Source organism: Candidatus Hydrogenedentota bacterium, assembly GCA_035416745.1.
Lineage (GTDB): Bacteria > Hydrogenedentota > Hydrogenedentia > Hydrogenedentales > SLHB01 > UBA2224.
In genome coordinates, this window is sequence record DAOLNV010000040.1 from 18,948 (window position 1) to 32,582 (window position 13,635).

The 13,635-nt window shown below is 59.3% G+C and carries 9 protein-coding genes; 6 read left to right on the plus strand and 3 right to left on the minus strand.

The window, feature by feature from the left end:
* Nucleotides 1-218: 218 nt before the first annotated feature.
* The gene (locus tag PLJ71_12965; GenBank protein HQM49591.1) at nt 219-1,622 is read right to left on the minus strand and encodes a Gfo/Idh/MocA family oxidoreductase; all 1,404 of its coding nucleotides are present in this window, start codon (nt 1,620-1,622) and stop codon (nt 219-221) included.
* Between the two features lie 380 nt (nt 1,623-2,002).
* Between PLJ71_12965 and PLJ71_12970 the strand changes: the two genes are divergently transcribed.
* The gene (locus PLJ71_12970) at nt 2,003-3,304 is read left to right on the plus strand and encodes a nucleoside permease (GenBank protein ID HQM49592.1); all 1,302 of its coding nucleotides are present in this window, start codon (nt 2,003-2,005) and stop codon (nt 3,302-3,304) included.
* A 162-nt stretch (nt 3,305-3,466) separates the two neighbouring features.
* Here the strand turns inward: PLJ71_12970 and PLJ71_12975 are convergent, their stop codons facing one another.
* Nucleotides 3,467-4,210 (minus strand): small multi-drug export protein, encoded by a 744-nt coding sequence (locus PLJ71_12975; GenBank protein HQM49593.1) that lies wholly within the window; start codon nt 4,208-4,210, stop codon nt 3,467-3,469.
* 139 nt (nt 4,211-4,349) lie between these two features.
* Here PLJ71_12975 and uvrC point away from each other — a divergent pair, with 139 nt between their 5' ends.
* The 3 genes from uvrC to PLJ71_12990 all read left to right on the plus strand — a co-directional run bounded on the left by uvrC (nt 4,350) and on the right by PLJ71_12990 (nt 8,675).
* Nucleotides 4,350-6,257 carry an excinuclease ABC subunit UvrC gene (gene uvrC, locus PLJ71_12980; protein ID HQM49594.1) on the plus strand — a complete coding sequence of 636 codons (1,908 nt, stop codon included), beginning with the start codon at nt 4,350-4,352 and terminating at the stop codon, nt 6,255-6,257.
* Between the two features lie 16 nt (nt 6,258-6,273).
* The gene (locus PLJ71_12985) at nt 6,274-7,578 is read left to right on the plus strand and encodes an alpha/beta hydrolase (protein ID HQM49595.1); all 1,305 of its coding nucleotides are present in this window, start codon (nt 6,274-6,276) and stop codon (nt 7,576-7,578) included.
* Nucleotides 7,579-7,754: 176 nt separating this feature from the next.
* Nucleotides 7,755-8,675 (plus strand): sugar phosphate isomerase/epimerase family protein, encoded by a 921-nt coding sequence (locus PLJ71_12990; GenBank protein HQM49596.1) that lies wholly within the window; start codon nt 7,755-7,757, stop codon nt 8,673-8,675.
* Nucleotides 8,676-8,696: 21 nt separating this feature from the next.
* On the opposite strand, the gene PLJ71_12995 is transcribed toward PLJ71_12990, so the two are convergent.
* On the minus strand, nt 8,697-9,566 hold the full coding sequence (locus tag PLJ71_12995; protein ID HQM49597.1) for an ARMT1-like domain-containing protein: 870 nt from the start codon (nt 9,564-9,566) through the stop codon (nt 8,697-8,699).
* A gap of 120 nt (nt 9,567-9,686) precedes the next feature.
* Between PLJ71_12995 and PLJ71_13000 the strand changes: the two genes are divergently transcribed.
* On the plus strand, nt 9,687-10,199 hold the full coding sequence (locus PLJ71_13000; GenBank protein HQM49598.1) for a DUF456 domain-containing protein: 513 nt from the start codon (nt 9,687-9,689) through the stop codon (nt 10,197-10,199).
* Between the two features lie 96 nt (nt 10,200-10,295).
* Nucleotides 10,296-13,565, plus strand: coding sequence for a glycoside hydrolase family 2 TIM barrel-domain containing protein (locus PLJ71_13005; protein HQM49599.1), 3,270 nt, complete (start codon nt 10,296-10,298; stop codon nt 13,563-13,565).
* Nucleotides 13,566-13,635 lie beyond the last annotated feature (70 nt).

A 13,635-nucleotide genomic window follows, 5' to 3' on the forward strand; every position in this document is an offset into this window, starting at 1 on the left:
TTTCGTAAGAACTTACTGAGTATGATAAGGCCCTTCTCAGCAGACCGGTGGCACGGTCAAAACGTTTTTCCGAGGATATGTGCTCGTACATGAATTATACCGCCTGAACGGTCAATTCGACCCGGCTGGAGCATGCAAAACGAGTAGGTTAAGGCCGGACAACGAAAAAGGGGACCTCGACCCTACTCTCGAGGTCCCCGGTATGAAGCGAACAGAGATTAGCCAAGCTTATACGGTGCGCGGTAGTCGGGCTTGATGAGCGCTTCGACGCCGGGCACGTTATTCGTGACACGGTCGTTCGCAGCATCCCAATAGACCTTTTGCCCGGTCTGCATGGCCAGATTTCCGAGCAGGACGGTTTTCGTAAGCGGCACCGCATACTCGAAATTCGAGGCGGAAGGAGTCCCTTCCTTGCACGCCCGTACCCAGTCGCGTCGGTGTCCACCGGGCGTTTCGACGCGCGGGATAATCTTCTCGAGCTTCTGGAACGCTTCCTTGTTGGATTCCATGACGGAAGCAGGCACCAGGCGGGTATCGTCGCCATAGCACCCGGTGGTTAGCAGGCCTTTGGTTCCGACAAAGAGCGAGCCGTTGTCGCCATCACCGAGTTTCTCGTCGGCGGGCACGCCGGCCGGCCGTTCAGGTTGCCATCCCCCCTCATACCAGTAGACCACCACCGGCGGCATCGTGATATCTTTGCCGAGATACTTCGACGCGTATTGGTTGACGCGTTGCGGGAACTCGTACTTGACCAGGGCTTTGGTCGGACCGGTTTGCTTGTTGGCGTTTTCCTGCTTCAAGCACTCGACGCTGGTGGGGGTGCTCAAGTCGAGTGCCCAATAGGCCGGGTCCATGATGTGGCAGGCCATATCGCCGAGCGCGCCGCAGCCGAAATCCCACCAGCCGCGCCAATTGAACGGGGCGTACCCCTTATTATACGGACGCATGGGCGCCACGCCAATCCAGACATCCCAGGCCATCGTATCTGGCACAGGCTGTTCGGGAAGGGGCTCGGGAATACCTTGTGGCCAAATCGGGCGATCGGTCCAGATGTGGACTTCGGTGATATCGCCGGCGAGACCGGCCCAAACGGCTTCGCACATGCGGCGGACGCCGTCGCCCGAGTGCCCCTGGTTGCCCATCTGGGTGGCCACTTTGTAACGGCGCGCGGCCTTCAAAAGTACGTCCGCCTCGTAAATGGTCCGGGTGAGGGGTTTCTCGACATACACGTGCTTGCCGAGTTCCATGGCCGCCAATGCCGCGGGCGCATGCATGTGATCGGGACATGCGACAACGACCGCGTCGATGTTGTTGTGCTCCTTATCAAGCATTTCGCGGTAGTCACGGTACTTGGCGGCGCCGGACCACTTCTGGAAACCGTTCTTGCCCTGTTCCCAATCGGGGTCGCACAAAGCCACGCAGTTTTCCTGGTTGCGGATGATGTCGTTCAAATCACCGAACGCCTGGCCGCCGCACCCGACGCCCGCGATGTTAAGGCGCTCGTTGGCCGAGATGCGGATCGATGGTTTCTTGGCGGTTGTGGCGCACCCCGCCAAGGCCGCGGCGCCCGACATGAAGAAGAAGGTGCGTCGCGAGATGTGTCTGTGGTTCTTTTCGCTCATGGTTTGCTTCCTTTTACAGATGGTTGCTTCGCCCCGCGCGGGTGGGTCTCGCGATTCGGCAGGACACTCGCGCCAACCACAAAGACGGGACGTGTACCGTTCCTCAGCAAGACACCGCCGTTTGACGGGAATGCGGTTACAGAGGAGAAGCATAGCCTCCCGCCTGTCCTAGGTCAACTTTTCTACGCATTCTCGCGTTGAGATGTTGTTCCAGACTTGACCTGATTTTGCTCTTTCCACTAGGATGCGTTCAGAATGGCTGGAACTTGAAGGGTTGGCTGCTTCGATGGGGGTTCTTCTGCACCGAACGGGTCTGACCCGCCTGCCCCTCCCCCATACGCACTCGAACCCGGCACAATCGCGGAAGGAGGCAATCTAACATGAAAACGGGGACCCGGATTAACCTGTGCATTATGATGTTTCTCGAATTCTTCGTGTGGGGGGCCTGGTATGTCCCCATGGGCGTGTACCTCGGCGCGATCGATTTCTCGCCATCAGCCATCGCTAATGCGTATAGCACGGTTGCGCTGGCGGCAATAGTCTCGCCGTTCTTTGTGGGGATGATCGCCGACCGGTTCTTCGCCGCGGAACGCGTGCTCGGCATCATGCACCTTCTCGGAGGCATTGCACTGCTTGCCGTGTCGCGCCTTGTCGAGCCGGGTTTCTTCTTCTGGGTGCTGTTGCTTTACACGCTCACGTACACGCCTACGCTGGCGCTGGTCAACGCGGTGGCGTTCCAGCAATTGGATAGCATCGAGAAGCAGTTTCCCGCGATTCGTGTCTTCGGGACTCTCGGCTGGATTGTGGCGGGGCTGCTGATTGGGTTCCTTGAGGTAAACACCGGCGGCGCGCGGTGGAATTTCGTTGAACCCTTCCTGATCCCCGTGAATTTCGCCATCACGCTGGCCGGGGGTGAAGGGGACTGGGTTTCAGCGTCCGCGACGTCCATTCCCATGATAATTGCCGCCATCGCGGCGATCATCCTGGGCATTTACAGTTTCTTCCTGCCGCACACGCCGCCCAAGGCGAAGGGGCAGGCCGTGAAAGTCCGCGACATTCTCGGGTTGGACGCGCTTGGACTGCTTAAAGACCGGTCATTTGCGATATTCGCGATCAGCTCGTTTCTGATCTGCATTCCGTTGTCGGCGTACTACACGTTCGCCAACCCGTTCCTTGTCGAGATGGGCATGGAAAACGCGACGGCGAAATTGACGCTGGGCCAGATGTCGGAGTTTTTCTTCATGCTGGTCATGCCGTTCTTTTTCGCGCGGCTGGGAGTGAAGAAGATGCTGCTGGTGGGCATGCTGGCATGGGTCGGCCGGTATCTCCTTTTCGCATACGGCAATAACGAATCGCTGGCATTCATGTTCTATGGAGCCATTCTGCTGCACGGGATCTGCTACGACTTCTTCTTCGTGACCGGGCAAATCTATGTGGATAACCAGGCGCCCAAGGAGATACGGGCCAACGCGCAGGGCTTCATTGGCATGATCACATACGGAGTGGGCATGTACGTCGGCTATATCCTGTCGGGCAAGATCGTCGAGCATTTCCAGGCTATCGAGGGCGTCACGTGGTCTCGTGTGTGGATGGTCATGACCATCATGGCTTTTGTGGTGTCCGTTATCTTCGCCATCCTGTTCAAGGAAAAGCCCAAGGCTGAGGCCGCCACGAAAGAGTAGTCGGCCCCCTGAGCTGCATAGTCTCTCGTCGTCGACGACGTGCCGTCCGGCCCGGTCCCGTGGGGGGACCGGGCCGTTCATTTTCGTCAGTCCGTTCGGCCAGAGGGTAACGACCGGCCATCCGTGCAGGGGAGATGGAAGGCAGCCCGCAGGCGGGCTCTTTCACTCTGACGGAGGCTCGGCCAGCGTTGTCTTCCGGGGCGGCGTTTCGCTTTTCTCCTGTACCGGTTCGAGCGTCTTCATGCGTCTGCGGATGGCGAGGGCCCGGCCAACAGCGGCGGCAAAGATGACCGTCACCAGAATGAGCACCCACATTCTACTGCCAAGGGTTTCGGCGAATTGGTTCATCCAGTCAAAGAACCAGATCCACAGCGCCACAGCGAGAAAATCGCCAACGATGACGGAGGTAAACACCCAACGGGTGCGAAGGCCCAGAAGATAGCCCACGACGCCTCCGGCAAGGGCCCCGGTGCTCCAGAACGGGAACAACACGAACAGCATGAGTCCCACCGCGCCCAAGGGAGCCACCTTGCTCTTGTGACGTTCAGCCGTGGCGCGAATATCGGCAATCGCCGGTCCCACGAATCGCCACTCAACGGCGTACCGATACCCTGCAACCAAGAGGGGATATAGAAGCAGCAGAACGATAATATCCTGAAGGGTGCAGTGCACCAAGAGGAACAGTTTTGGGAAGCCGGCCGCCACGCCCTTGCTCACGCTTGCGGCGCGGCCCGCGACGACCTGGAGCAGTACGAGTTGCCACGCGCCCGCGTACGGCTTGGGCCAGGTGATTCCCAAGGCCACCAACGCCGCTATCCACAGCGTAAGCAGCGCTTGGCCCGTCCGCTCGACGCGGCGGATCATGAGTCCGAACGCCCGCACGTCTCTTATGTACTGGTCCGTCATGCTGCGTACCCTGGCTGGCGGGCCAGAAAGCCCCCCGCACGGCATGGAAGAAGGTCAAAAAAGTTAGTATACGCGGGGGAATTACGGGCTTCAACGCGCGCGCGACGGCTTCCAGGCGCATATGTTATGATTTTGGTGTATGGATGAGACGCTGACTACAGGTGCAATCGACAGATACTCTCTCGAGGTTTCCCAGAAGCCGCAGGCCTCGCCGGAAGAATTCCAGGCAACCTTTGACATCACGGCCGTCCCCTCGAACCCGGGATGTTATCTCATGCGCGACTCGAAGGGCGCCGTGATCTATGTCGGTAAAGCAAAGAGCTTGCGGGCTCGTATCCGTTCGTACATCAACGAAAGCGATAACCGGTACACCGTGCGGTTTCTCATGGGACGGGTGGCGCACCTGGACTTTCTGGTGACGACTAACGAAAAGGAGGCTCTGCTTCTCGAAAACAGTCTCATCAAACACCACAAACCGCGCTACAACTTTCGTCTTAAGGACGACAAGACCTACGTGAGCGTGCGCGTAAACGTCGAACGTGATTTTCCGCGGGTGACTGTCACGCGAAAACGTTGCAAGGATGGTTCCCGGTATTTTGGTCCCTACTCGAGCGCCGCGGCCGTGCGCGATACGCTTCGCCAGCTCCAGCGTATCTTCCCTCTGCGAACCTGTTCTGATTCGGTGCTTGGCAACCGCACACGGCCCTGCCTGTACCACCAGATGAAACAATGCGCGGCGCCGTGTGTCGGGTACATCGACAGGGCCGACTACCGGGAGATTGTAGAACAGGTTCTGCTCATCCTGGGTGGACGAAGCCAGGAACTCGAGAAGCGTTTGCTGGACCGGATCGCGCGATGCGCTGAGAACCTCGAGTTTGAGAAGGCTGCCGCGCTGCGGGACCGGCTGTACGCCGTGCGGATGACGATGGAGCGCCAACGGACCGTCGCCGTGCAAGGCGCCGAGGACCGCGATGTATTCGGTCTTCATACCGAGGGCCGGTACAGCGAGATTCAGGTGCTTTACTTTCGCGGCGGCAAAATGGCGGGAGGACGCTCGTTCTCGTTCAATCTTCGGGAAATGCCGCTGGACGAGTTGTTCGCCTCCTTCCTTCTGCAATACTACGCCGACTCGCCCACCATCCCCTCCGAAGTCTTGGCCCCTATTGAGATGGAAGACGCCGAGACGCTGTCCGAGATCCTGTCGGAACAGCGAGGAAGCAAGGTCGTCGTGCTTTCGCCGAAACGCGGCGAGAAGCGCGCCCTGGTGGACTTGGCCAACCGAAACGCCCGGAGCAGTTTCGAAGAGAAGCGTTTAGGGGAAAGAGCCAATCGCGACCTGTTGGAACAGATCAAAACGCACCTGCATCTTGAGCGCACGCCAAGCCGCATCGAGTGTTTCGATATTTCGACGCAACAAGGCGATAAGCCAGTGGGTTCCATGGCGGTGTTCGAGAACGGCGCCCCGGCAAAAGACCGGTACCGGCGGTTTGCGATCAAGCAAGTCGAGGGACAGGACGACTTCGCCATGATGCGCGAAGTGCTGCTTCGCAGATACCGGCGCGCAATCGAAGAGCACGACCTGCCCGACCTCGTTTTGATCGATGGCGGGAAAGGCCAGTTGAATGTCGCTGTGACTGCGTTACGCGACCTCGGCATCGAGGACCTGGATGTCGCCAGCATTGCGAAGGCGCGTTCCCAGGACGGCGGCCGTTCGCCCGAACGTTTCTTCATACCCGGGCGAGCCAATCCGGTCATTCCGCGCCAGGATAGTCCTATGGTTCACCTGCTGGCGCGTGTGCGCGATGAGGCGCACCGGTTCGCGGTCACGTACCATCGAAAGCGCCGCAAGAAGGCTGCGTTGAGCACGCAGTTGACGCAAATCCCGGGGATAGGCGAAAAGCGGGCGCGCTTGCTCTTGAACCGGCTGGGTTCTTTGTCCAGAATACGCGAGGCGCCGGTAGAGGTCATTGCGGCCCTTCCGGGTTTCAGCGAGAAGGCAGCTCGCACGATCAAGAAACATTTGGCTGCTCAAGAAAACACTGAATAAGGCATGGGGGATTGGCATGGCTACACTACTCACCTTCATCTTCTGGGTTCTGGTTCTTGCTGTACTGGGTTCGCTTCTGTTGAACGGTTACATGATTCTGTTGGTGCTGCGCTATCCAAAGCCGCAGATGGGGAACGAAGTCCACACCATAAGAACAGACGATGATTGGAACATTCAGCTGTTTCGGCGCAAGACGAGCGAGGCCCCGGGCGAGCCGGTTCTGCTCGTCCACGCTCTGACGGCAAACCATTTGAATTTTGAGACGCCCGCGGGTCTGTCTCTTGTGGATGTGCTTAGCGCGGAAGGGTACGACTGCTGGTCTCTCGACCTTCGGTGTTGTGAAAGCGCCGCCGCTCCCGAGGGCCGCGGTATCGGCGACATCAGTTTCGACGACTATCTATTCAAGGATTTGCCGGCGGCGATTGCCTATATCCGCGAAGCTACCGGCCACGGGAAGGTGCATTGGGTGGGGCATTCGATGGGAGGCATGCTCCTGTATGCCTATAACGTGGCCTTCGGGAGCGAATACCTGGCATCCGGCATTTCTCTGGGCGCTCCAGCGGGCTTCAAGAATGTCTTCTACAAACCCCCTTCGCTGCTCTTTCGCCTGACCGCGATTGCGCCCAACCTGACCAGGACCATTCTGAAATCGTTCACGCCGTTTGCCCGTTCTCTTCGGCCGGCGTTCATCGGGTTCCCCGTAAATTGGGACAATGTTCACCCCGGCGTCGACGCGCGTGCGCTGTTCAATATGGTCGAGGCCGTCCCGCCGCTGGTGGCGGCCGAGATCGACGGATGGCTTTCTACGGGCGACTGGAAAGTCAATCGCGGACAACTGGATGTAAGCGCGAACGTGTCGAAAATCGACGTGCCCTTGCTGGTGGTCTGCGGAAAGCAAGACCCCCTCACGCCGGAGCCCAAGATAAGACAATTCTTCGACGCTCTTCCGGGCAGAGACAAGAAGCTCGTGTTCCTCTCAAAGAAGAACGGATTCGTGGCGGATTACGGTCACGCCGATCTCGCATTTGGCGTAGAGAGCACAAAAGAAGTGTACGGACCTGTACTGGAGTGGATTCAGGAGCATTACGTCAAGGGAATCCGCCGAAGCCGGAAAAGCGTGACGGCGGCAGCACCCACTGGGGCCGCCACTGCCCGAAAGGCCGAAAAGAAAGCTCCCGCCAGGAAGGCCGCCGCAACAAAAAAGACCGTCTCCCGTCAGGCGCCATCCAAGACTGAGGCGGACGCCCAAAGGAAGTCCGTGGCGAAAAAGACGGCCGCTCCAAAGAAAAAGGCCCGTAGCAGGAAAAAGAGCGCTTCCTGAGAGAAAACTGCCCCGTAGCAGTGCGTAATGGTTGATGGTTCCTGAGCGGACGGCGTCCTCAGTCGTCGCGCGAGAAGAGGGGCGTGCTGTGGTTTGGGTGGAATACCGTAAAGAGCGGCGCGACAAGGCACACTCGGCGCGGATGCGCCCTTGCGCGTGATGCGAAGGAGTACCAAATGAAGCAATCTTGGGCAACGCGCCGGGGTTTCTTGACCGCCGTAGCGGCGGCAGGCAGCGCCGCGCTCCTGAACCAAAGCAACGGATGGACCGAGGAGAAACCGCTTGCAGCGCCTCCCGTGTGCGTGTTCTCAAAGCATCTTCAATTCCTGGACTACACGGCGCTCGCAAAAACGTGCAAAGAGTTGCGGCTCGATGGCGTCGACCTCACGGTGCGCGAAGGGGGGCATGTTCTGCCGGAGAACGTCGCGGCCGACCTCCCGCGCGCGGTTGAAGCGATCCGCGGCGAGGGACTCGAGGTGCCCATGATCACCACCGGTCTGAAAAACGGCGGGGAGCCCGAGGCGCGTCCAATTCTTGAGGCGGCGTCAAAACTGGGAATCCATTACTTCAGGTGCGGCCCTTTCGGATACTCGAAAGACGGGAAGATCGTCGAGGAACTGCGTGGGTTCACGGAAGAGCTGCGCGGCCTGGCATCCCTTGCGGCCGAGTTCAACATGGTTGGCGGGTACCACAACCACTCGGGCCAGAATTACGTGGGCGCGGCGCTTTGGGACCTGCATTGGATATTGCAGGACATCGGCTCGAATGCGATGGGCTCCAATTTTGACGTGGGCCATGCGATGGTTGAAGGGGGCTTGGGCGTCTGGCAGATCAACGCGCGTCTGCTCGCTTCCTATACCAAGATGATGGCTGTAAAAGACTTTCTCTGGGAGAACAAGCGGGTGCGATGGCTCACTCTGGGAGAGGGCCAGGTCCAGTTGGTGGAGTTTCTCAAGATATTTCGCGCCGCTGGTTTCGCGGGACCGATCTCGATGCATTTCGAGTACCAGACGGCATCCAATGAAACACTCCTCGAGGAAATCCGCAAGTCGGGCGTAATCCTGCGCGCGGCTCTGAAAGAAGGCGGGTACGCCTGAACCAGTTGAACCTGCCCCAGCCTATCGCGCCGCTCGCGCCCGCGTCGATATGAGCGCGACCTGTCCTTTCTTGACACCCATATGCCGCGCGATGATCTCGCATTTCGCCTTGAGGATGAGAAACACATCTGCGGGAAGCTCGTCTACGGTCTCGTAGTTTCCCTGCCCTTTACCCACAATGATGTCCGCCGCTTCCATTCGTTTGCGGAAGGATTCGGGGACTTGTGAGAGGGGCGAACCGATGAAGGGTCCGCCGTTGTCGATGACCGGACACATCTCGGTCAGGCCCACCTGGATCGCGTCCTCCATGGTGGCGTCGTTGATAATGGGCTCCTTCTTTACGACCGCAGTGACATTGGTATACTCACGAAGGCGTTCGAGCAGGAGTTTGTCGAACACAATTTCTCCAGCGTTGTCGAGCAGGAACAGCAGGTCGGAGCAGGAGGCCAGGGATTTGCGGAACTGCGGGGTATGATCGACCGCGAACCGTTCATGCAACGCGTCTCGAATGGCGGCGTGGATATCGATGCCGCCGGCATGGTGCACGCCCAGGTCGATAACGTTCCCGGCCGCCGAGAGATGCAGTGCCGTTTCCAGCGGGTCGGCGGCTTCGGCCAGATACGCCCGCAATTCAGGTTCTAACGCAAGAGCCTGTTCATTCTGGGCATGTTTAAGGGCCGCATAGGGGTCCTCTTGGCCGCTTATTTCTTTCGCGATACGGTAGGCGGCCTGCGACAACGCCGCGGGAGACTCGTTCAGGTCCATGCCGGGAATCTGCATCACGGTTTCACGGAAAATGAGGTGTTGCTTCCCGGGGTCATCCGTGGCCACCCGGGCTACGCGCAGTGCTTGCGCCGCGATACACTCGAGACAATCCAACGTCGCTTTCACTGAATCAAGTTCCCTTCTGTTTTGTAGTAGGAGAGAGAAAATGAGGGCGGATAATAGCATATCGAGCAGCATTTCATGTAGACTCGGAAGCGGAGACCTTTCGGGTGAGGCAGTGTTAAAATGACCCTATTCCTGACCATACTGGGCTGGACGCTGTTTGCCGCAGCCATTATCGTTGGTCTTGCGCTGAATCTTGTGGGGCTGTTTGGCAACTGGATCATTCTGGTTGCCGTCACGATCGCCTGGCTGGTAACCGGGTTCGAGCATTTTGGTCCGGTGGCGCTCGCGATCATGCTTGGCCTTGCCATCCTGGGAGAACTGCTCGAGGGCGCCGCCGCGGGATTCGGCGCTTCGCGGTTCGGCGGCAGCAAAGGCTCGATGTTTGCGGCGATTATCGGGTGTCTGCTCGGGGCTGTGGCAGGAACCCCGTTGTTTCCGGTGGTTGGAACACTGGCGGGCGCGTGTATTGGGGCTTTTGCCGGAGCCGCGCTCCACGAGTACCTTAACATGAAGCGCACCGTAAGCGAGGCCGTATGGACAGGCACGGGCGCCGCGGCCGGCAAAATCGCCGGCCTGATTGCCAAGACCCTCGTGGGAGTTGTCATGCTGATTGTGGCGCTTGTAACTTACTAGGTATTAGTGATGTGTATAGGGCTCCGGATCTGACTGGCGGCCATTGTTTTTCGTGGACTCATTGCCGAGAGACGCGCATACATGCAGGGTGGTAGTATGGATTCGATTCGCTTGGGGGTGGTGCTGGACGGAGAGTGGCCGCTCGTACTGGACCCGGAAGACGTGGGGCTCAACGAGCGGTGGTTTGCGAAAGGCGTCCCCTCCGGGGCGCGGGGAGTCACGGTTCCCAGCGTGTGGGATTTGTGGTTTCCCGACTACGACGGCGTGGGGTGGTACTACCGCGAATTCGAGGTCGGCGAGGAATGGCGGGAGCGTTATGCTTCGCTGGAATTCGAGGCGGTAGACTATTTTGCGGAAGCATGGCTCAACGGGCAGCCTGTGGGTTCGCATGAGGGGGGGTACACGCCGTTCTCCCTTCCGGCCAGCAGTGCTCTGCGAATAGGAAAGAACCTGCTGGTTGTGCGTGTCGTCGACCCGCATGGCCCGAACGGCTACGGCGACTTTGGTCCGCAACAGATTCCCTGCGCCAAAGAACAGGGGTACTTTTCGTTTGCCGGCATCTGGGGCAGCGTCCGGCTGCTTGGGCGAAATCCAGCGCATATTACAGACGTGTTCCTCGAGCCCGACCCGCGCCGGAAACGGGTAACCGCCACGGTGACGGCGTCACAGCCCGGCAAGGTCCGTTTGACCGTTGCCGGCACCCCGTATCTCTCCGAAGGAGAGCCAGGCGCCCTTGTGGTCGATTTTCCGGATTTCGAATACTGGTCTCCGGAGAATCCCGCGCTTTACGAGATGCGCTGCCAGTTGCTGGACGACGGCCGAGTGGTGGATGAAACGGCCGTGCGTTTCGGCATGCGGGAGTTTACAGTAAAGGAAGGCCGCTTCTTCCTCAACAGTCAGCCCATATTTCTGAAGGGCGTCTTGCACCAACCGGATTATGCGCGCACGCTCGCGGGACCTGAGAGCGAGGAGCTGGCGCGCCGTGAACTCACCCTGGCGCGCGAGGCTGGCTTTAACATGGTGCGCATGCATATCAAGACCCCGCCGCGCGTATCGCTCGATATCGCCGACGAGCTGGGCCTGCTGGTCTACGAGGAGCCTCCGATCGGTTGGATAGCCAATTCGCGCTGGATGCGCGAGCGCTGCGAACGCGAAGTCCGGGAAATGGTCTTGCGCGATCGCAATCATCCCAGCGTAGTGATGTGGGGCATATTGAACGAATCAGGTAACGCGGGCTATCACGTCAACGGCGGCGCTCAACTGATCAAGGATGATTTGGCCAGACTCGCGCGCAGCCTAGATCCCAGCCGGGTAATCATCGACGACTCGGGGGGCATCAACAGCACTCGTGAGCCGTCGCGCCTGCTTCGGCCGTACCGCGACGAGTTTGAGGCCTACGACGACCTTCATATATATCAGCGGGCGCCGGTAGATCGCGAGATCGAGCTGTATTACGAGCATAATGGCGACCCGGACAAGCTGTACTTCCTCTCGGAATTCGGTTTCGGCGGCATGGAGGACTTGCCCGATGTTCTGGCGCAGTACGGGGCGGACGGCAATCATCTCAAGGATGCGCGACTCGTCCGCCAGATGATGGAAGCGGCCCGGGGCGGGTTCGAGAGCCGCGAGTTGGACCGGATCTTCGGGTCTTTCTCCGGGTTTGCCCAAGCGGCCCAGGAGCTTCAGTGCGACGCCGCGGAGCATCAAATCAATTCGCTGATGGCAAACCCGAAACTTGTGGGCTATTGCTACACCCAGCTCTGTGACGCGGGGCATGAATTCTGCGCCGGCGTACTGGACCGCTGGCGCCGCCCCAAACCTGTTATGGCGACGCTCAAGAACGTACAACAGGAAGTGCGCCCCCTGATCCGTGTCGAGCGGACGAATCTGGTCCCGCGCCAGGAAGTCAAGGTGCGCGTGCTGATGGTGAACCTGCCGCGTGTGGAAGGCCGGGCGGACCTTTCGCTCCAGGTTGTTGGTCCAACGAACCAAGTGCTCTGGAAGAAGAAGCGCAACATAAAACTGCCGCGCTCGGGCAAGGAACTGTGGAACGGCACCATATCCGCATCAGGTTCGCCGGGGGCGCACAAGTTCGTGGTCCGCCTTATGCAGGGCATGAAAATTCTGGGGGAGACGGCGCTCGAGTTCCACGTTTTTCCTCCAGCGGAACCTTGTACTGAGGAGGTCCACGTGGTCGATCCCTCCGGCGAATGGGAAAGCCTCGTATCGAACCTCGCAAGGCAAATCCGTCCGCGGGCCCCGGTGCACATCGTGCCGCCCCTGGCCAACACGATTCACGCCTATCCCGCCGAGGAACTGTGTTCCGTTCTGGGTGAGGTGCGCGAGGGAGCGGTTGCGCTGGTATTCGGCCCGCCCGATGACTGGAACGATTTCGCGCAACGATTGGAAGGCGATGTTTCAGCGACAAGCAAAGATGCTGTTGGCGCTTTTCTCGGCGTGTACCATTATGCAAAGCTGCACCCGGTCTTCGAGAAACTGCCTGCCCGGTGCCTGATGCGGCAGGCGTACCGCAATATTGTGCCGCCAAAAACATTTCTGGAAACCACGGATGAGGACATTTGCGGCTGTTTTGACACCGCGCCGATTGCCGCGGGCAATTACATGATGGAGGAGTCATCCTGGTGGGGAAACGACATCCTCGTGCGTCGTTTTGGGGCGGGCCGCCTCGTGTTCACTCATCTTCGCATCCTTGAGAACCTCGGATGGGACCCGGTGGCCGACCGCCTGTTCGTCAACCTGATCCGCCACTTCGTCCGGCGCAGTGTTCCGTCCTCGGAGCCATGCACGCTCCCCCGCGCCGCATACGACTGGCTGGCACGGCAACGCCAACAGGAAGTTCGTCATTGGAAAGTCCTGGGCATGTTCCCAAACTGGGGAGACGCCGGGCACGACCATGTCTATCCCCCGGAGCGCGAAATCGACTTTCGCGGGGACTACCTTGGGTGGTATAAACCGATCACGTGGCGTGACTGGTATTCGCATTCCCGGGATAAACACGTGGTGGACCTGCAGGCGGCGCTCACCCCCGTCTACGAGTATTATCCTCGATTTGATCACGGGACCGCCTATGCGTACGCGGAAGCCACGTGCGACGCGCGCCAGGAAGCGGTATTCCGTCTGAAGGTCCAGGATGCCACCAAGGTGTGGCTCAACGGAAACCTCGTGTTCGAAAAGCGGATTCACTTGCCTCATAAGGAGTTTGAAGAGTGCGAGACAGGGGTGTTGCTCCGCCAGGGCCGCAATACGCTACTCGTCAAGGTGTCGAAGGTCCCCGGCGAGTTCCGCTTCGGCCTCGACATCGAATCGGCCAAAGGCAGCCCTCTGGACTTCAAATGGTGGCGGTGATCGGGTCTTCCTGAAACTTGTGAGTGCGGCTAAGCGTCTGATTGTATGGAAATTAGCGCGGGTAGGGGTT